We start from the raw sequence: 19895 nt of genomic DNA on the forward strand, positions 1-19895 counted from the left end.
GTCAGCGAGAGAAGTCAAAGCACGGCGGTTTCGTTTATTTTCGCTTTGCTTTCATATTAAATAGTTTTATATTCGCTTTGGTGTTTCTGAGGCGCGTGCTGTCACGCGCCCTAAAATGAATGTTCGAGCGTCTGTCTGCTGCAAGCGCTCTGAAACCGCTTTTAAGGTTTGCCATGGCGCAGGAAGACATATTCGACATTTTCGTTATTGGTGGCGGCATCAATGGATGCGGCATTGCGCGTGATGCGGTTGGGCGCGGCTTTTCCGTCTTCCTGGCGGAAATGAACGATCTGGCGAGCGGCACCTCATCCCGTGCCACCAAGCTGATCCATGGCGGCCTGCGTTATCTGGAGCATTACGAGTTTCGTCTGGTGCGCGAGGCGCTGATGGAACGCGAGGTGCTGTGGGCGAATGCGCCGCATATCATCCATCCGATGCGCTTTGTGCTGCCCTATCACAAGGGCGGCGTGCGGCCCGCGTGGCTGTTGCGGCTGGGCCTGTTCCTCTACGATCATCTGGGCGGGCGCAAGAAACTTCCGGCGACACGCACATTGAATATGCGCACCGACGCCGCCGCCAAACCGCTGAAGCCGCTTTTCACCAAGGCATTTGAATATTCCGACTGCTGGGTCGATGATGCCCGTTTCGTGGCACTGACTGCGCGCGATGCTTCCGACCGTGGCGCGTCGATCCGTACGCGGACCAGAGTTGTGGCGGCGCGCCGCGACAGCCAGGGCTGGACGGTGACAGTCGAGGACACGGAGACTGGGCGTCGCGAAGAAATTCGCGCCCGCCTGCTGGTCAATGCCGCCGGTCCTTGGGCCGACAAGGTTTTGCAGGGCGTCGAGGGCGATCGCCAACTGCACAATGTCCGTCTCGTGCAGGGCAGCCATATCGTGGTGCGCAAGAAATTTGCCGATCCACGCTCCTATTTTTTCCAGAACAATGATGGGCGCATCATATTTGCAATCCCGTATGAAGATGATTTTACCCTGATCGGCACCACCGATCAGGATTACAAGGGTGACCCCGCCAAGGTGGCGATCACCGAGGCTGAAACCGATTATCTCTGCGCGGCGGCAAGCGAATATTTCGCGGAGCCGGTGCGGCGCGAAGATGTGGTCTGGACCTATTCCGGCGTGCGCCCGCTCTATGATGACGGCGCCAGCAAGGCGCAGGAAGCAACGCGCGACTATGTTCTGAAGGATGATGCGCCAGCCGGTCTTGCGCCGCTGATCAATGTCTTTGGCGGCAAGCTGACGACTGCGCGCAAACTTGCCGAGCACATGATGGAAAAAATCGAACATCATCTGGGCAAAAAGGGCGCGCCGTGGACCCATGGGGCAGCGCTGCCGGGCGGGGATTTTCAGGAAGTTGCTTTCGAAAGCGAGTTACGGAAAATACAGTCGGCTTATCCATTTCTGTCGCCAGACCATGCGCGTCGCCTGTTCCGGCTCTACGGAACGCGCGTCCATCACCTGCTTGGCAAGGCCGCATCACTTGCCGATCTTGGTCGCCATTTCGGCGCCGATCTCTATGAGGCGGAAGTCACCTATCTCATTGAAAATGAATGGGCTTGCACGGCAGAGGATATCCTTTGGCGGCGCACAAAACTCGGCCTTCGTCTGAATGCGGCAGAAGTAGAGGGACTGAATAATTACCTGCAAGACGAAGAAAAAATGCAATCCCGATTTGTTGCTGGCGCTTAATCGCAATCAAATGTTTGTAATTTTCAATTATTCTTTGACGTGATAGTTTACTAATGTACTTAAAGACTTTTTATACTTGAAAATTTTAAAACAGTAATTTATGAATGCGGTGCGGATGCTGATCGTTTCCTCCCGATACCACTCGGACTGGTGTATTTTTGTCCGGGTGTCATCACTTAGATTGGTTCCGCACCGTTCATGCAATCGTCTCTCACGAGGCGCATACCCCTGACAATACAGACCTCCCATCAGTTGACCTTGCGGCCCGGCGGCTATCTCCGCCGGGCCGTTTTTTCGTCGTTTCGATGATGCGCTTGCCAGTTGTGGGGGAAAAAGCCATTATTCATTGACGAGCATTCCGGCAAGACTGCGCAGCGGTGCTGCATTCGGGCATGTTCAAGACGAATTCAGCGGTTCCAGCCTTCCTGGGAGGAGAAAGATGGGTGCACCGCAAGAAAGGGTTCATGCGGACCGTATTCTGTCCGCAATCCACACCGGCGGGTCGGCCCGCTCGGCGCTGGTGGCGTCGTGGCAGCGTTCTGCCGAATTGCACAAGCTCGATCCTGCCGCCCCCGGTGCGGTGCGCACACTTTCCGAAGGCGAATTCCGCACCGCGCATGAGCGGGTGGAGCGGCTGGTCAGCGTGGCGCAGGCCAGCATGGATCGCCTTTACCTGGCGGTCGGCGGTGTCGGCTGCTGCGTGCTTCTGGCCGATAGCGAAGGCGTGCCGGTCGAGCGGCGCGGGGCGGCCAGCGATGACGACACCTTCTATCGCTGGGGCCTCTGGACGGGCGCGGTATGGAGCGAGGAAAGCGAAGGCACAAACGGTATCGGCACCTGTATTGTCGAACAGCGCGCGCTGACCATTCACCGCGACCAGCACTTTCATTCGCGCAATGTCGGACTGTCCTGCACGGTGGCCCCGATCCACGATCATCAGGGTCGCCTCATGGCCGCGCTCGATGTTTCATCCTGCCGCTCCGATCTGACGGAAGCCTTTGCGCAGCTCATTTCGGTGGCGGTGATCGACGCGGCGCGCCGGATAGAGGCGGAAAATTTCCGGCAGGCTTTTCCAAAGGCGCGCATCATGCTTGCGCCCAGTGTGGACCGCAGCGGCGGCGCCTTGATCGCGGTCGACAAGGACGATCTGGTAATCGGCGCGACACGAGCTGCGCGTCTGGCGCTCGGCCTTGACGATGCGGCGCTGGCGGGCCCGCTGCCTGCTGCCGATATTCTCGGCTGGAATGCCGATCCGCGCGAGGATATGGCGGAGTCGGAACGCGGCGTCATCCTGCGGGCGCTGGCCCGCGCGGAAGGGAATATTTCCGCCGCCGCAGGGCTTCTGGGCATCAGCCGGGCGACGCTGCATCGCAAGCTGAACCGTCTCAAGATCATTCGCCCTCATTGAACTGCTGGCAAAATCATCTGACGCAACTGTCTCAATATTGCGACACATGATCTTGCGAGCATGGAATGGCGGGATGACTCTTCCCCGCTATCGCGCGATCCTCCCTGTTGAAGCGCTGTAGGAGCGGCGTTAACTCGGGAGGAAGTCATGAATAAGGTTGAATTCAGCCGGACGGTGAAGCCGGCTTTTGCCAAACGTTATGGCAATTTCATCGGCGGCAAATGGGTCGAACCCAAGTCGGGTCGCTATTTTGAAAATACCTCACCGGTCAATGGCCAGGTTCTGTGCGAAGTCGCGCGTTCCGACGCGGCGGATGTTGAAGCCGCGCTCGATGCCGCTCATGCCGCCAAGGAAGCATGGGGTCGCACAAGCGTTGCCGAACGCGCGCTGATCCTCAACCGCATTGCTGATCGCATCGAGGAAAACCTGCCTGCGCTCGCTGCCGCCGAAACATGGGACAACGGCAAGCCGATCCGCGAAACCACCGCTGCCGATCTTCCGCTGGCCGTCGATCACTTCCGCTATTTCGCCGGTGTCATTCGCGCGCAGGAAGGCGGCATTTCGGAAATCGACCACGACACGGTCGCCTACCACTTCCATGAACCGCTGGGCGTTGTCGGCCAGATCATTCCGTGGAACTTCCCGATCCTGATGGCGGTGTGGAAACTGGCCCCGGCGCTGGCCGCTGGCAATTGCGTGGTGCTTAAGCCCGCAGAACAGACCCCGGCCTCTATCCTCGTCCTGATGGAACTGATCGGCGATCTGCTGCCCGCAGGCGTGGTCAATGTGGTCAATGGTTTCGGTCTCGAAGCAGGCAAGCCGCTGGCATCCAGCCCGCGCATTGCCAAGATCGCTTTCACCGGCGAAACCACGACTGGCCGCCTCATCATGCAATATGCCAGCCAGAACCTCATCCCGGTCACGCTGGAACTTGGTGGCAAGTCGCCCAACATCTTCTTCAAGGACGTCGCAGCCGAAGATGACGACTTCCTCGACAAGGCCATCGAAGGTTTTGTCATGTTCGCGCTCAATCAGGGTGAAGTCTGCACCTGTCCGAGCCGTGCGCTGGTTCATGAATCGATCTACGACAAGTTCATGGAAAAGGCGCTGAAGCGTGTGGAAGCCATCGTGCAGGGCGATCCGCTCGACCCGGCAACGATGATCGGCGCGCAGGCATCGAGCGAGCAGCTTGAGAAGATCCTCAGCTATCTCGATATCGGCCGTCAGGAAGGCGCCGAAGTGCTGACCGGCGGCGAGCGCAATGTCCTGCCGGGCGATCTGGCGGGCGGCTATTACGTCAAGCCGACCGTGTTCAAGGGCAACAACAAGATGCGCATCTTCCAGGAAGAAATTTTTGGACCGGTCGTGTCTGTTGCAACCTTCAAGGACGATGCGGAAGCGCTGTCGATTGCCAATGACACGCTCTATGGTCTGGGTGCCGGTATCTGGACCCGTGACGGTACACGCGCCTATCGCTTCGGTCGCGCCATTCAGGCGGGCCGCGTGTGGACCAACTGCTACCACGCCTATCCGGCCCATGCGGCCTTTGGCGGCTACAAGCAGTCGGGCATCGGTCGCGAAAATCACCTGAAGATGCTGGAGCATTATCAGAACACCAAGAACATGCTCGTCAGCTACAGCCCGAAAAAGCTTGGTTTTTTCTGAGGTCTGAATATCGCGCGTTTCAATGCGGAGAAGATGTCTCCGCATTGCGTCTAATCAAAGAGCATTCCCGTCTTCCATGTCAGTATTGCGTTGGAAGAACGGTATCAGTTCACCCTCCCAAGGGGACTGTCGAAGGGGCCTGGGCGAAAATGCCCGGGCGACCCTTTCGGCCCATAAGTGTCACGCGGCTGGCTGGACGCGGCAACAGGGTGCACCATATTTCCGACTACATTTCTTCCGTCCCGCATCGGGGAACAGCTTGAAAGAAACTCAATTCGATAACGAAGGAGAGACTTTATGGCCAAGACAATGAAAGCGGCAGTGGTACGAGAATTTGGCAAGCCGTTGACAATCGACGAAGTGCCGATACCTGAGCCGGGACCGGGTCAGATTCAGGTTGCCATTCAGGCTTCCGGCGTCTGCCATACCGATCTTCATGCCGCCGAAGGCGACTGGCCGGTGAAGCCCAATCCACCATTTATCCCGGGTCATGAAGGCGTTGGTTTCGTGTCGGGCGTGGGGGCTGGCGTCAAGCATGTGAAGGAAGGCGACCGCGTTGGCGTTCCATGGCTTTACACGGCCTGCGGTCATTGCCGCCACTGTCTCGGCGGCTGGGAAACACTCTGCGAGGAACAGCTCAATACGGGCTATTCGGTCAATGGCGGCTTTGGGCAATATGTGGTGGCCGATCCGAATTTCGTCGGCCATTTGCCAAAAAATATCGATTTCAACGAGATCGCCCCGGTGCTCTGTGCCGGTGTCACGGTCTATAAGGGCCTCAAGGTGACCGACACCAAACCGGGCGACTGGGTGGTGATTTCCGGTGTCGGCGGTCTTGGCCATATGGCGGTGCAATATGCCAAGGCCATGGGGATGAATGTTGCGGCCGTCGATATCGACGACAAGAAACTCGACCTTGCCCGCAAGCTTGGTGCGACGGTGACGGTCAATGCCAAGACGCACAATGATCCGGCAGCCTATATCAAGAAGGAAACCGATGGCGGCGCGCAAGGCGTACTGGTGACGGCAGTTTCGCCGATCGCCTTTGAACAGGCGCTCGGCATGGTGGCGCGCGGTGGCACGGTATCGCTGAACGGCCTGCCGCCGGGCGATTTTCCGCTGTCGATTTTCAACATGGTGCTGAACGGCGTCACCGTGCGCGGGTCCATCGTCGGCACTCGCCTTGATCTTCAGGAATCGCTCGACTTCGCCGCCGACGGCAAGGTCAAGGCAACCATCCGCACCGAGAAACTGGAAGATATCAACTCCATCTTCGATGACATGCGCAAGGGCAATATTGAAGGCCGTGTCGTGATGGATCTGACGCAATAAAGCGTGCAGGATCGACTCTGTAAGTTCCGAGCGGGCGGACCTGTTTCGCCCGCTTGCATGCGAGGGAGGAGAAAATGTTGCAAGAAAACCCGCAAAGGGGCGAGCAGGACAACGGCAAGGGGCAAGTCAGCGCCACCCCCGACGCTCTCAAGCTTATTCGTGAATTGCAGGCCGAATATGGGCCGATCATGTTCCATCAGTCGGGCGGCTGCTGCGATGGTTCTTCGCCAATGTGCTATCCGCAGGGCGAATTCGTCATTGGCGATACGGATGTGAAGCTGGGCGAGATTGGCGGCGCGCCGGTCTATATCAGCGGCCCGCAATATGAAGTTTGGAAGCACACCGAACTCATCATCGATGTTGTTCCGGGGCGCGGGGGCATGTTCTCGCTCGATAATGGGCGGGAGGTGCGTTTTCTGACGCGATCCCGCATATGTTCCGTTCCCTGAAAGCTTTGGCCTTTTCGTTATCCGGCGAACAAGATATCCAAAGCACATCCCGAAAAGTGTGAAACGGTTTTCGGATCAGATGTGCGCAGTAAAAATGTGCACATCCCGAAAAGTGTGAAGCGGTTTTCGGGCAAGATGTGCGTAAAATAAAAGCAGGCTCTTCGGGGAGGAAGTCGATTCTACATGGCCGCAACGGGTAAGAGAGCGACGATACACGATGTGGCGCGTCTGGCGGGCGTGTCGATCAAGACCGTTTCACGCGTTTATAACGACGAACCGAATGTGCGCGAGGCGATCCGCGAAAAGGTGCGCGAAGTGGGGCAGGAGCTGCGCTATCGGCCCAATGCGGCGGCGCGCAATCTGGTGGAACGCCGCTCGCATCTGATTGGTCTTTTCTTCGAAAATCCCAGTTCCAGCTATGTCGCCGAATTGCAGATGGGCGCGCTGGAACGCCTGCGCGGAACGCGCTATCGCCTGCTGATTTTTCCGGTCGAGAACCGCGCCGATATTCGCGGTGCACTGATAGAAACCGCCCATGCATCGGGCCTCGACGGCATCATCGTGACGCCGCCCATGTCGGACGATCCGGAAATTTTGCAGGAACTTTCCGCTTCGGCCATGCCCTTTGCGCGCGTGGCGGGCGATGTCAATGTACATCCAACCGACAGTATTTCAATCGATGACGAGGCCGCAGCCGTCGATTTGGTGAACTATCTTCTGAAACTCGGTCATCGGAAGATCGCCATCATCATCGGCGACCCGACCCACCGCTCCGCCGAATTGCGGCTTGCCGGATACCGGAAGGCGCTGGACGCGGCGGGGATCGAGCGCAATCCGGATTATGAGGCGCAGGGCGGGTTCAGCTTCGCCAGCGGTTTGGTCGCCGGAAAGAAGCTTCTGTCACTCGAAAATCGTCCAACGGCGATCTTCGCATCCAATGATGATATGGCGGCAGCCGTGGTGCAGATGGCGCATGACCACAAACTGTCTGTTCCGGGCGATATTACCGTGGTCGGTTTCGACGACAGTTCGATTGCCAGCATGGTATCGCCGCAGATCACCACCGTGCGCCAGCCGATTTTCGAAATGGCGCGCGGGGCGGCGGATATGCTGTTGAACCATATCGAAAATGGCCAGATTTCGCCTGCCCGGAAGATCGATTACAAGTTGATCATTCGTCAGTCAGCCGGCAAGGCCCCTGTATAGCTTTCAGCTTTGGGATGGCACGGGGAAAAACCGGTCTCGCGCGTAACTACTGCCGAAGATCATGTCATATTGCAGCATCTGGTAATCGCGCAGCAGGGGCGCAAAAGGCGGGCGCTGTTGCCAGCCTTCATCGGCATTTTCATCGCTATCGAACACGGCATGCGCATCGACGACGCGATACTGGTCATGCAGCTGGCGCAGGAAACCGGTGTAATAGGGATGCTGCATCCCGGCCATTTCGAGTATCTGCATTGGCAGGAATGCCGGGCTGATCGTGCCCGTACCGCGTTCCGCGCCGCGCTTGTTCGACCACAGCACCAGCGGCGTTTCATGCTGGAGAAGCATGTCGCGAGCAGGCGCGATGCGGCTTGCAACACGTTCCTGCATGAAGCCGGTTTCCGTATAGACGGGGCCGAGTGGCGGCAGGTGATCGCCGAAGAATACCAGAATGGTCTCGCGTTCGCGCTTTGACGCCCAGTCCATCAGGCGTGAGAGGCTGGCGTCGGCATCCATCGCGCCTTGTGAATAGGTGCGGATCGACTGGCGCACAGCGTCGCTGGCGTCGGCCTGCACGTCGAGCTTCGAATCCGGATAGCGGTTGGCCTCATAGGGACCGTGGCCTTGCAGCGAAACAGCAAAGAAGAAGAACGGATCTTCCTGCGCATCCGCCTCGCGAATGATCTCGCTGGTCAGCGCGTCGTCCGAGGCGAGCATGCCGCGCTTTTCCAGCGGCGGCATGTTTTCTTCGGACATGAACTTGTCAAAGCCCATATTTTCATAGACGGGACCGCGGTTCCAGAACCACTGGCGATAGGGGTGGATCGCCCGGGTTGCATAGCCCTGTTCCTTGAAGAAGCTCGCGAGCGAAGGCAGCGGACGCCGGACATATTGCTGATAGGGAATGCTGCCGGAAGGCAGGAATGCCTTGGAAAAACCGGTCAGCGCTTCGAACTCGACATTGGCGGTCATGCCGCCAAATTCCGGCGAGAACACATGGCCGGATTGTTCAGCGCGCACGGTCGGGATCGGATCAGCACTGAACGCCACGCCCGGCAGGCGGGTCGGGTCCCAGAAGGACTCGCTCATGATCATGATGACGTCGGGTTTGCCGGTTTCAAGTGCTGCGGGAATGAGCTGCGCGGGCGGCTCGATCGAGGCAATTGCTTCCGGCGAATAGCCTTCCGGCGCAAACACGGTTGCCATCGGCACATTCAGGATGAAGGCCATGGTGAAACCATTATGCGCGTAATTTTCCTTCTGATCCCACATGATGGGCAGAACGCGCAGGCGGTCACGCGCCAGCGAAAAGCTGGAATAATCGGAAATGAAGGCGAACCACGCCAGCAGCGGCAGCGCGAAGGCCAGACGAAGCACGCGGCCTTTCCACGGAATGCGGTCGAAACGACGCCACCAGAAAAGGCTCGCGGCAATCAAAAGTGCTGCGCTGGCAAGCAGGAGAAGGGCGATGCCGACAGCGCTCCACGGGCGTTCACGCACCAGAAGCGGCAGCAGATCGACGATCTGGCGGGCATAGAGAAAATCGCTCGGATAAAGCGGGTCGCCGAGATAAAGGCTTTTCTCCCGCGCAGTGGCGGCGGCGATCAGCGCCAGCGGCCCCACCACGAAAAGCCCGTAATGGATGCGCCCGAAAATCGCGTCGCTGGCGGTCAGCACCACAACGAAGAAGGCAACTGTCGTCCATGCAGGCTTGTGCGGCGTGCGGAAAAACGCAATCGTTTCGGCAAAGGAACCGCGAAAAATCCATTCAACGGAGAAAACCAGAAGAACGGACAGGACAATGGAAGCAAGAGCAACCCAGGCAACACGCGCAGGCCAGGAAACATGCGAAGCGCCGAAAATGGCAGCATCGCTCCAGCGACGTTCGCCCGCGTTTTCCACTACTCCAGACATGCCTTACTCGCTACCATTTCTTCCTGTGAGAAATTTCGTGTCACATTTCTGTCATGGAAATGTCAAGCCACGGTTGAGCGGCGGGTGATACCGGACGTGATCTGAACGCACAATGAATGGAAAAAGCCCAACAAAAATAGGGCCGGAATTGCTTCCGGCCCTATTCTTCAAGTGCTGACGATAATCGTCGTTTAAATGACGTCCTCAAGCCCCTTGGTCAGTTCCAGCGCCTGCCGTTCGAACAGACGGCGGTAGATGCCGCCCGGCTTGCGGATCAGCGCGTCGTGGTCGCCTTCCTCGATGATGCGACCCTTGTCGAAGACCAGCAGCCTGTCGAGTGCACGCACCGTCGAAAGTCGGTGCGCGATGACGAGCGTGGTGCGCCCGACCATCAGGCGTTCCATCGCCTGCTGGATCAGCACTTCCGATTCCGAATCGAGGCTGGACGTTGCCTCGTCGAGGATCAGAACCGGCGCATTGGCGAGAAACGCCCGGGCGATGGCCACGCGCTGGCGTTCGCCGCCCGACAATTTTACGCCGCGCTCACCCACCAGTGTCGCATAGCCCTTCGGCAGCCGCATGATGAAGTCATGCGCGCTGGCAAGGCGTGCCGCTTCCTCGATCTGACTTTGCGTCGCGCCGGGGCGGGCATAGGCGATGTTCTCGGCCAGCGTGCGGTGAAACAGGATCGGCTCCTGCTGCACGATGGCGATCTGCGAGCGCAGTGACGCCTGTGTCACGTCGGCGATGGTCTGGCCGTCAATGCGGATGGCGCCGTCATTAACGTCGTAAAGCCGCTGGATCAGCTTGACGAAGGTGGTCTTGCCGGAGCCGGAATGGCCGACAAGGCCAACCCGCTCGCCCGCATCGATCTTGACCGAGAAGTCGCGGTAAAGCGCGGCTTCATGGTTGCCATAATGGAAGGTGACGTGATCGAAGGTGATCTCGCCAGCGCCGATCCTGATAGCGGGCGCGCCAGACCTGTCGGCAATGCCATAGGTCTGTGCTTCGATCTCGACCAGTTCCTCCATGTCGTTGACCGACCGTTGCAGGTTGCGGATATGCATGCCGACATCGCGCAGATAGCCCTGCAGCATGAAGAACGCCGTCAGAACGAAGGTGATATCGCCTGCAGTGGCCTTGCCCTGGCTCCACAGATAGAGCGCAAAGGCAATAACAACGCCGCGCATAACCAAAAGGTTCGCGCCCTGGATGAAGCCGTTCAGCGTGCCGATCAGCCACGTGCGGCGCGTGCGACTGCGCCACTTGGTAACGACCTTCGAGAGACGAAGATCTTCGCGGCTTTCCGCGCCGAATGCCTTCACGACAGCGTTGCAGGAGATGGCATCGGCCAGCGAGCCGCCCATGCGCGTGTCCCAGCTATTGGCCAATGTTGCGGCAGGCGCAACGAAGCCGAGCGAAATCACAATCGTGCAGACGATGAATAGCACAGAGCCGATTGCAACCAGCAAGCCCATCAACGGCCAATACCACGACAGCAACGCAACCGAGCCAAGCAGCATCAGCAAGGATGGCAGCAGGGCGATGATCAGCGTGTCATTGAGCAGATCGAGCGCCCACATGGCACGCGAAACCTTGCGCACCGTCGATCCAGCAAAGGCATTGGCGTGCCAGTCGGTCGAAAACCGCTGCAACTTGTGGAACGAACTTGCCGCCATGTCGCTCATGATCTTCAAGGTAAAGTCGGTGATGACATAGAAGGTCAGCTGGCGGGTGATCAGCGCCAGCGCGCCGAGTGCAAGCAAGATCACCAGTGCTTCGATTGCACTGTTCCAGGCGCTGTCGCCGCTTAGCGAAAGCGCATCCACCAGCCGTCCGGAATAGAGCGGGGTCAAGACATCTGCGGCTGTTGCAAGCAGCATGCCGATTATCATCAGCGCCAGCCGCAAGGGCTGACTTCGCCAATGGCTGAAAGTGTAGCCGAGGACATTGCGGAACGCAGGCCCCCGGAAATCGAGACGAAACCGAGTCATATCCATATTACCAGCCTGTGCTCGCGCGCAGAAACTGGCCCTTGATTGAGAAAAACAAAACGATCGGCACCCGGAGGAGCCGCGAACAGCGATGGTTTGGAAAGATGCTCCGAAGGAGCGGACAGGTCAGCCTGCCGGGTGGGCCGCGGACCTAGCGGTTAGAAGCGCCCGCGAAAACACTGGGCACCATTGGGAACGGGTAATGGACACGCATCTCATACCTCTTGCCAGTGTTTCAGATGGTTGCACAATAAATGAGCAAACCCATTTGCCAAGGCCCAAAATGCAATTTCTAGTCTGCAAGGGGCGGGGTGTGGCAATTTTGCAAGTTTTCGAATTTCTGAATTTTAAAAGTAATACTTTTCAATTTTTCTGTTACAAGCGCTTGCGCCCTTGCATTCGCCTGTTCGCTGCGCGAATGGAGGTCAGATATATCAGTGCCGCACGGCCGATATCGGGAATTCACGGGAGAGTTACATGACAATTCATCAGAATCTGATCGCTGGCGAGTGGGTTGGCGGCGACGGCATTGCCAATATCAATCCGTCTGACACCAACGATGTGGTGGGCACCTATGCCCGGGCCACCGCCGACGACACCAAAGCTGCGATTGCCGCTGCAAAGGCCGCTTTCCCGGCCTGGTCGCGTTCCGGCATTCTGGAGCGCCACGCAATTTTGCGTAAGGCTGCCGACGAAATTCTGGCGCGCAAGGACGAGCTTGGCCGTCTCCTGTCGCGCGAAGAGGGCAAGACGCTGGCCGAAGGCATTGGTGAGACCATCCGCGCCAGCCAGATTTTCGATTTCTTCGCAGGTGAAGCCTTGCGCCTTGCCGGTGAAACGCTGCCTTCGGCGCGTCCGGGCATCGGTGTTGAAGTCACCCGTGAACCGGTCGGCGTCGTCGGCATCATCACGCCGTGGAATTTTCCGATCGCCATTCCGACCTGGAAGATTGCGCCCGCGCTCTGCTATGGCAACACCATTGTTTTCAAGCCAGCCGACCTCGTGCCGGGCTGCTCTTGGGCGATTGTCGATATCCTGCACCGCGCCGGACTGCCGAAGGGCGTTCTCAACCTCGTCATGGGCAAGGGCTCGGTTGTCGGTCAGACCATTCTGGACAGCGCCGATGTTCAGGCCGTGACCTTCACCGGCTCGACCGGCACGGGCAAGCGCGTTGCTGCCGCCTCCATCGAGCATAACCGCCGTTTCCAGCTGGAAATGGGCGGCAAGAACCCGGTCGTTGTTCTGGATGATGCCGATCTCAATGTCGCGGTCGAATCCGTCGTCAATTCAGCCTTCTTCTCGACCGGCCAGCGCTGCACGGCATCCTCGCGCATCATCGTGACGGAAGGCATCCACGACAAGTTCGTCGCCGCCGCCATCGAAAGGCTGAAGGGCGTCGTGGTCGATAATGCCCTGAAGCAGGGCACGCATATCGGCCCGGTCGTGGATGAAAGCCAGCTTCAGCAGGACATGGATTATATCGAGATCGGCCGCAAGGAAGGCGCGAAGCTTGCCTTTGGCGGCGAACGCCTCAACCGCGAAACGCCGGGCTTCTATCTCCAGCCAGCGCTCTTCACCGAGGCCACCAACCAGATGCGCATCAGCCGCGAGGAAATCTTTGGCCCGGTCGCTTCGGTCATCCGCGTCAAGGATTATGAAGAAGCGCTTGCCACCGCCAACGATACGAGCTTCGGCCTGTCGTCGGGCATCTGCACGACGAGCCTGAAATATGCGACCCATTTCAAGCGCAATTCGGAAGCGGGCATGGTGATGGTCAATCTGCCCACCGCCGGCGTCGATTTCCACGTGCCATTCGGCGGGCGCAAGGGTTCGAGCTACGGTCCGCGGGAGCAGGGCCGCTATGCCGCCGAGTTCTACACGACGGTCAAGACGGCCTATACGCTGGCCTGATAAAGCATGTCTCCCGAAAGTGGGAACCGGTTTCGGGATAAAGACATGCGTAAAAACAAAAGCTTTAGCGGTCTGAGAGAATGCGAAAACCGGCGGTTTCCCCGCCGGTTTTTTATGCGGCTTTTTTAGGCCATGCGGCCAACTTGCGGGCGAAATGCGATACCGTGCCATGCAGCAGCATGGTGAAAGCCGCCAGCACGAACAAACAGGCGAACATCAGATCCACCTTGGCGCGACCATTGGCGAGCAGCATCAGATAGCCGAGACCTTTCGATGCGCCGACCCATTCGCCCACCACCGCGCCGATGGGCGCATAGACGGCGGCAAGACTGAGGCCCGACGCCAGCGATGGAAAGGCGGACGGGATGCGGATGCGAAACAGGATCGCCATGCGTCCGGCCCCCAGAATTTCCGCTGCGTCGATCAGGCTCGTTTCGGTGCGCCGCATGCCGTCGAAGAAGGTCGAAACGATGGGGAAGAAAATCATCAGCACGGTGACCGCTATCTTCGATGCGGGACCATAGCCGAGCCACAAGGTCAAAATGGGGGCGAGTGCGAAGATCGGGATCGCCTGACTGAACACCATGGCGGGGATGACAAGCCGCTGCGCCAGCGGCGACATCATCAGGCAGATCGCGGTGGCAATGCCGACCGCACTGCCGAGGACAAGGCCGCCCAGCACTTCGCCGATGGTGGTGGTGGCGTTCTCAGCAATCAGCCCGGCATTGCCGATCAGCGCCTGCACCACATCGAGCGGGCCGGGCAGGATGAAGCGCGGCATTTGGCCAATGCTCACCACCGCCTGCCAGATGGCCAGCGCCACCGCCGCCGACAGCAAGCCGTCGGCGATGCGCCTTGTGCGGGAACGAGTCGAAATCGTGGCGTCCAACTAAGCCACTTTTCCTGAAACCGCTTTCAACCCCATCGACCAGAACTCGGCTTCGAGCCTGCTTGCGGTTGCAAAAATCTGGCAGAGTCTTGCCCAACGCGGGCTTTTCTCGAAGTCGTCGCCGATGCGGTCTTTGGCGGCCTGATCGAACAGCTTGCCGACCGTGTGGCACATGTCCTGATATTCAGGCCCCGCATAGGTGTCGATCCACTCCTGATAGGGTGTGCCGGGCAGGGCGGTCACGGCGAGGTTGAGGCCGATTTCACCATAGCCATGCGCGCAGGGCACAAGCGCGGTGAGAAGATCGAGGAAGTCGCCGGCCTGCCCGCAGTCGAGCACATAGCGCGTATAAGCGAGGTTTTCCGGCTCTTCCTCGGTCGCGTAAAGCTCGTCTTCGCTGATCCCCTCGCGGGCGCAGATGCTGACATGCAGCGGCAGTTCCATATGGGCAAGGCCGTGCATGATATCGGCGCAGAGCCGGGTTTCCTGCAATGTGTTGGCCTTGACCACGCCGAGCGCAAAAGCGCGGGCATAGTGGTGCAGATAGACATAATCCTGACGCAGATAATGCAGGAAGGCGGCTTTCGGCAGCGTGCCGTCGCCCAATCCCCGCACGAATTCATGCTCGATATAGGGCTTCCAGTCGGCAAGGGTCGCGGCGCGAAGCCGCGTGAACAGTTCGGATGAATAATGCGGCTGTGGCTGGCTCATGACTTGCTCCCTTCGGCGTTGACGTCGATGGCGAATTTCTCGACCGGCAGGATGGAAGGAACCAGATTGTTCTCCTTGAGATAGGCCTCGTAACGCTGCCAGCGACCATAATCGAGGCTTGCAGGCGCGCGGGAAAAGCGCGCTACGGTGTCTTTCCAGGCGCGCTGGTTCAGCTCGTCGTTGAGTTCGGTGCTGTAGGATGAAAACAGCTCAAAGCCCTTTTCCGGGTGATTGACGATATATTGCGCTGCCTTTTCGGTGGCTGCGAGGAAGCGCGAAATCTTACCCTTTTCCGCTGCATCCAGTTTGTCGGAAGCAGCGACATAGACCAGCTCGTCATAAACCGGCACGCCTTCTTCCTCGACGAAAAAGCATTTGCCGGGCACGCCTTCGACAGCCATCTGGTTCAGCTCGACATTGCGATAGGCACCCATCACCGCCTCGACCTGCTTCGACATAAGCGATGGCGCCAGCGAGAAATTCACATTGATGAGTTCAACGTCGGAGAGTTTGACGCCATGCTGGCCGAGAATGGTGCCAAGCAAGGTTTCTTCGGTTCCGGCGACCGAATAGCCGATCTTCTTGCCCTTGAGATCGGCAATGGCATTCACCGATCCGTCATCGCGGGTCATCAGGCAGTTGAGCGGCGAGTCGATCAGTGTCCCGACGCGGATCAGCGGAAGGCCTTCATGCACCTGAAGATGCACCTGCTGCTGATAGGAAATGGCAAGATCGGCCTGTCCTGCCGCCACCATTTTGGTGGGCGTCGACGCGTCGGCAGGCGCGACGATTTCCAGGTCCAGCCCGGCATCCTTGAAATAACCGAGCTTGTCAGCAACGATGATCGGGCCGTGATCGGGGTTCACATACCAGTCGAGAATGAGCTTCAGCTTGTCGTCAGCATGAGCCGAAGTGGCAGCCGTGAGGGCGAGGCCGAACAGGGCGGCGAAGACGGTCTTTTTCATAATGTCTGCTCCAGAGCATGGTCAGCATAAGCGCGCGTGGTTTCGATCCACTGGCGCAGGCGGCTTTCGGGGTCGGCATTAAGGGTGATGTCGGTGACGACGGACACGATATCGGCTCCCGCTTCGAATACGCCCGGTGCGCGTTCGACGCTCATGCCGCCGATGCCGACCAGCGGAATGTCGCCGATCCGTGCTTTCCATTGGCCAAGACGGGGCAGGCCCTGTTCGTGCCATTTCATCTTTTTCAAAATGGTCGGGTAGATGGGGCCAAGCGCGATATAGTCAGGCTTTACCGACAAAGCGCGGTCGAGTTCGGCCTCATCATGGCTCGAAACACCCAGTTTCAAACCACAGGCGCGAATGGCGTCGAGATCGGCATCGTCAAGGTCTTCCTGCCCCAGATGGATGAAGTCGCAGCCTTCCTCCAGCGCCAGCTTCCAGTAGTCGTTGACGATCAGCTGACAGTCATGGGCAAGGCAGATTTCTCGTGCGGCGCGGATTTCACTGCGCAGCTCCGCCTCGGTCTTGTCCTTGACGCGCAGTTGCACCAGCCTGACGCCGAGCGGCACCATGCGCTCAAGCCATTTGGCGCTGTCGAAGATCGGGTAGAACGGATCGAGGGCCATTACAAAAATGCCTTTCCGAGAAGAGGGGTGGATGGCGCGGCCATGTCTCGCGCTTCGATGGCGTCTGCCTCGAAAGCGAGCCGCCCGGCTTCAACCGCTAGCGCGAAACCGCGCGCCATGGCGACGGGATCGCCAGCCTTGGCTACAGCGGTGTTGATGAGCACGGCGTCATAGCCCAGCTCCATCGCCGCCGCCGCGTGGGACGGCACGCCGATGCCAGCATCGACCACCAGCGGAATATCGGGGAAATGCGCCCGCATGGTTTTCAGCGCGTAAGGATTGTTGAGGCCACGGCCCGAGCCGATGGGCGCGCCCCAGGGCATCAGCACCTTGCAGCCAGCCTCGATCAGCTTTTCCGCGACGACGAGATCGTCATTCATATAGGGAAAGACCTCAAAGCCATCGTCGCAGAGAATGCGCGCGGCTTCCACCAAGCCGAACGGGTCGGGCTGCAATGTGTCGTGGTCGCCGATCACCTCCAGCTTGATCCAGTTGGTGCCGAAGATTTCGCGCGCCATCTTGGCCGTGGTCACCGCTTCACGCGGCGTGTGGCAGCCTGCCGTATTGGGCAGAACGGCCACGCCCAGTTCGCGGATCAGCGCCCAGAAGTCCTGTCCGGCGCGCGCATCGCCGCTTTCACGGCGCAGCGACACGGTGACGATTCCGGCCCGCGAGGCGCGCACCGCATCTGCAAGAACAGCGGGCGATGGATATTGCGCCGTGCCGAGCAGCAGGTGGCTTTCAAACGTTTTTCCGTAGAATTCGAGCATCTCAGCCTCCCTGCATCGGGGCCAGAACTTCGATGCGGTCGCCAGAAGACAGGGTCGCGGTGGAGCGCTCATCGCTGGCCACGAATTCACCATTCAGCGCGGTTGCGACCACCGCTTCGTCCAGTTCGATTTCGGCGAGCAGCGCCGCCAGATTGGCTGCTGCCGTGGTGATGACTTCACCGTTCAGCACGATCGTCATGCATAGTCCTCCACAAATTCGGGCTTGGTTTCGGGCGTGGTCGCGCTCGCAACCGCCATCCGCGCTATCGCCGGCGAGAGCAGGAAGCCGTGGCGGTAAAGCCCGTTGACATAGATGGTTTTGCCGCGTCGCCTTACGCGGGGCAGATTGTCGGGAAAGGCGGGGCGCGCATCGACGCCGGTTTCGAGAATCTCCGCTTCGCCGAAGGCCGGATGGAGGGCGTAAGCAGCGCTCAAAAGCTCCAATGTCGAGCGCACGCTGATGCCACTGCGCTGATCGCTTTCGATCATCGTCGCGCCGATCATGTGCACACCGTCGCCGCGCGGCACGATGTAGAGCGGAATGCGCGGATGCAGCAGGCGCACGGGCCGCGAAAGGTTGATGTCACGCGAGCGGACAACCAGCATCTCACCCTTGACGCCGCGCAGATCCGGCAGCACATCGCGGGCGCTGAGGCCGCGTGCATCCACCACGATATCCGCATCGATCTTCGCTGCGTCCGCTTCCGTATTGAGGTGAAAGACGACACCCTTTCGTTGCAGGTTTCCGGCCAGCTGAACGAGTGTCTTGCGCGGATCGAGATGCCCTTCGCGCGCGAAGAACAGGCCCTGCCGGAAACGCCCGGCCAGATCAGGTTCCAGTGCATTGATGCGTTCATGATCGATTGTGTCGAAGGCTTTCGTCCGGCGGGCGAAACGGCGCAACTCGCTGGCGTCGCGGTTGTGCGACAGAACCAGTGTGCCTTCGCGCTTGACGCCGGAAACGTGTTTTTCCCACCAGCCGATGGATTCCTGACCAAGCCGCACCACAGGCTCTTCGGCGCTTTCGCCCTCGCACCATGGCGCCAGCATGCCGCCTGCCAACCACGAACAGCAATCGGAACCGATCTGCGGGCTGCGGGCAATCACTGTGACGGCATGGCCCTGATCGGTGAACTCTGCGGCGGTGGCAAGACCGGCGACACCCGCTCCGATGATGGTGACGCGCATCACGCAATCTCCTCCGCCCGGATTGTCCAGAGGTCATGGAAATGATGCACCGGCCCGTGGCCGTGTCCGATCTTCAATGTGTCGGCGGCGCGGATTGCCCCTTGCAGATAGGTATGCGCGTTCAGAACGGCTTTCTCCAGCGGCAGGTTTTTGGCAAGCTCTGCGGCTATGGCCGAGGAGAGCGTGCAGCCTGTGCCATGGGTGTTACCGGTCAAGATACGCGGTGCTTCAACCCGCAGCGTCGGCTGATCGGGGCGCACCAGCAGATCGACGCATGTTTCGCCTTCCGCGTGGCCGCCCTTCATCAGAACGGCTTTCGCGCCGAGTTCGAGCAATGCGCGGCCCTGTTGTTCGGCGTCTTCATCATCAAGCGCCAGGCCGCAACCAAGCAGGCAGGCCGCTTCTGGCCGGTTGGGCGTCAAAAGCGTGGCCAGCGGCACCAGTTTCTGGCGCAGAAGCGCTGTGGCGTTTTCGCTCAAAAGCCGGTCGCCCGACTTTGCCACCATCACCGGATCAACAACGACGGGACCGGAAAAATGCGCAAGGCCGCGCGCGATGGCGTCGATGGTTTCAGGCACGGAAACCATGCCGATCTTCACTGCCGCAACATCGAGATCGCTGAAAACGGCGTCGATCTGCCCTGCGACGATAGCGGGCGGGATATCGTGCACCGCGCTTACCGTGCAGGTGTTCTGCACGGTCACAGCGGCAATGACGCTTGCGCCATAAACGCCAAGTGCGGAAAATGTCTTGAGGTCGGCCTGAATGCCAGCGCCGCCACCGCTGTCGGAACCGGCAATGGTTACACAGATGGGCACAGACCGCATCTGGCCATTGTTGGTTTTGGTTCGGGAGAAACTATGTTTCTGGTTCATCGTGTCGTCTCTCATTCCGAACGGAAAGATGAGACGCCATGAACCTTTATGGAGCGTAAGCTCCTGTGGGGAATGAACCCCGTCCGCGACGCGTCAAACTCCGTTCCCTACGCAGGTATTACCCGGATCAGGTTCAATGGGTTAACGCGAGAACGCGCCTCTCAGCCTCTTGCAAGGCACCCCAACGAATTTTGCGTCCATAGGCATAGGCCGGAAGTTTTGAGTGGTCAAGCAATGTCTTCGCTGGTCGGGAAACAGTGTTGTCCCGTGTCTTGCACTGTGATTG

Annotated in this window: 17 protein-coding genes and 1 riboswitch; of the genes, 7 read left to right on the forward strand and 10 right to left on the reverse strand. The window is 59.2% G+C overall.

All coding sequences use genetic code 11. The features are described from left to right. Nucleotides 1–173: 173 nt before the first annotated feature. The 6 genes from glpD (at nt 174) to D8666_RS08060 (ending at nt 7769) form a co-directional block, all read left to right on the forward strand. Nucleotides 174–1709, forward strand: a complete 1536-nt coding sequence (glpD, locus tag D8666_RS08035; protein ID WP_121537450.1) for a glycerol-3-phosphate dehydrogenase — start codon at nt 174–176, stop codon at nt 1707–1709. A gap of 439 nt (nt 1710–2148) precedes the next feature. After that, nucleotides 2149–3117 carry a GAF domain-containing protein gene (locus D8666_RS08040; RefSeq protein ID WP_109368213.1) on the forward strand — a complete coding sequence of 323 codons (969 nt, stop codon included), beginning with the start codon at nt 2149–2151 and terminating at the stop codon, nt 3115–3117. A gap of 147 nt (nt 3118–3264) precedes the next feature. Then, nucleotides 3265–4782: an aldehyde dehydrogenase gene (gene adh / locus D8666_RS08045; protein WP_109368214.1), complete on the forward strand. Its 1518-nt coding sequence runs from the start codon at nt 3265–3267 to the stop codon at nt 4780–4782. Nucleotides 4783–5079: 297 nt separating this feature from the next. Further along, the gene (gene adhP / locus D8666_RS08050; RefSeq protein WP_121537158.1) at nt 5080–6114 is read left to right on the forward strand and encodes an alcohol dehydrogenase AdhP; all 1035 of its coding nucleotides are present in this window, start codon (nt 5080–5082) and stop codon (nt 6112–6114) included. A 74-nt stretch (nt 6115–6188) separates the two neighbouring features. Continuing rightward, nucleotides 6189–6563 carry a DUF779 domain-containing protein gene (locus tag D8666_RS08055; protein ID WP_109368216.1) on the forward strand — a complete coding sequence of 125 codons (375 nt, stop codon included), beginning with the start codon at nt 6189–6191 and terminating at the stop codon, nt 6561–6563. Nucleotides 6564–6746: 183 nt separating this feature from the next. Beyond that, nucleotides 6747–7769, forward strand: coding sequence for a LacI family DNA-binding transcriptional regulator (locus D8666_RS08060; protein WP_109368217.1), 1023 nt, complete (start codon nt 6747–6749; stop codon nt 7767–7769). Nucleotides 7770–7772: 3 nt separating this feature from the next. Here the strand turns inward: D8666_RS08060 and D8666_RS08065 are convergent, their stop codons facing one another. Together D8666_RS08065 and D8666_RS08070 are read right to left on the reverse strand one after the other, a co-directional pair. After that, nucleotides 7773–9680, reverse strand: coding sequence for an LTA synthase family protein (locus tag D8666_RS08065; RefSeq protein ID WP_121537160.1), 1908 nt, complete (start codon nt 9678–9680; stop codon nt 7773–7775). A gap of 191 nt (nt 9681–9871) precedes the next feature. Next, nucleotides 9872–11674 (reverse strand): ABC transporter ATP-binding protein, encoded by a 1803-nt coding sequence (locus D8666_RS08070; protein WP_121537452.1) that lies wholly within the window; start codon nt 11672–11674, stop codon nt 9872–9874. A gap of 477 nt (nt 11675–12151) precedes the next feature. Here D8666_RS08070 and D8666_RS08080 point away from each other — a divergent pair, with 477 nt between their 5' ends. Then, a complete protein-coding gene (locus D8666_RS08080) occupies nt 12152–13585 on the forward strand; it encodes an aldehyde dehydrogenase family protein (RefSeq protein WP_121537164.1) in 1434 nt (477 codons plus the stop codon). A gap of 112 nt (nt 13586–13697) precedes the next feature. Here the strand turns inward: D8666_RS08080 and D8666_RS08085 are convergent, their stop codons facing one another. The 8 genes from D8666_RS08085 to thiD are packed head-to-tail and all read right to left on the reverse strand — an operon-like array spanning nt 13698 to nt 19609. Continuing rightward, entirely contained in the window at nt 13698–14474 is a 777-nt protein-coding gene (locus D8666_RS08085) for an ABC transporter permease (RefSeq protein WP_121537166.1), read from the reverse strand. Beyond that, complete coding sequence (tenA, locus tag D8666_RS08090; RefSeq protein WP_121537168.1) at nt 14475–15185, reverse strand: thiaminase II; 711 nt, start codon at nt 15183–15185, stop codon at nt 14475–14477. Further along, nucleotides 15182–16150 carry an ABC transporter substrate-binding protein gene (locus tag D8666_RS08095; protein ID WP_121537170.1) on the reverse strand — a complete coding sequence of 323 codons (969 nt, stop codon included), beginning with the start codon at nt 16148–16150 and terminating at the stop codon, nt 15182–15184. The genes tenA and D8666_RS08095 overlap by 4 nt, the downstream gene beginning before the upstream one ends. Then, nucleotides 16147–16776, reverse strand: coding sequence for a thiamine phosphate synthase (locus D8666_RS08100; RefSeq protein ID WP_121537172.1), 630 nt, complete (start codon nt 16774–16776; stop codon nt 16147–16149). Before D8666_RS08100 ends, D8666_RS08095 begins: the two co-directional genes overlap by 4 nt. Then, nucleotides 16776–17546 carry a thiazole synthase gene (locus D8666_RS08105; protein ID WP_121537174.1) on the reverse strand — a complete coding sequence of 257 codons (771 nt, stop codon included), beginning with the start codon at nt 17544–17546 and terminating at the stop codon, nt 16776–16778. Before D8666_RS08105 ends, D8666_RS08100 begins: the two co-directional genes overlap by 1 nt. A 1-nt stretch (nt 17547) precedes the next feature. Continuing rightward, complete coding sequence (thiS, locus tag D8666_RS08110; RefSeq protein WP_121537176.1) at nt 17548–17745, reverse strand: sulfur carrier protein ThiS; 198 nt, start codon at nt 17743–17745, stop codon at nt 17548–17550. Further along, nucleotides 17742–18734: a glycine oxidase ThiO gene (thiO, locus tag D8666_RS08115; protein WP_121537178.1), complete on the reverse strand. Its 993-nt coding sequence runs from the start codon at nt 18732–18734 to the stop codon at nt 17742–17744. The genes thiS and thiO overlap by 4 nt, the downstream gene beginning before the upstream one ends. Next, nucleotides 18734–19609, reverse strand: a complete 876-nt coding sequence (gene thiD, locus D8666_RS08120; RefSeq protein ID WP_121537180.1) for a bifunctional hydroxymethylpyrimidine kinase/phosphomethylpyrimidine kinase — start codon at nt 19607–19609, stop codon at nt 18734–18736. The genes thiO and thiD overlap by 1 nt, the downstream gene beginning before the upstream one ends. Before the next feature lie 87 nt (nt 19610–19696). Next, nucleotides 19697–19803: riboswitch (TPP riboswitch) on the reverse strand. Between the last annotated feature and the right edge of the window lie 92 nt (nt 19804–19895).

This window comes from Ochrobactrum soli (assembly GCF_003664555.1).
Taxonomy (GTDB): domain Bacteria; phylum Pseudomonadota; class Alphaproteobacteria; order Rhizobiales; family Rhizobiaceae; genus Brucella; species Brucella teleogrylli.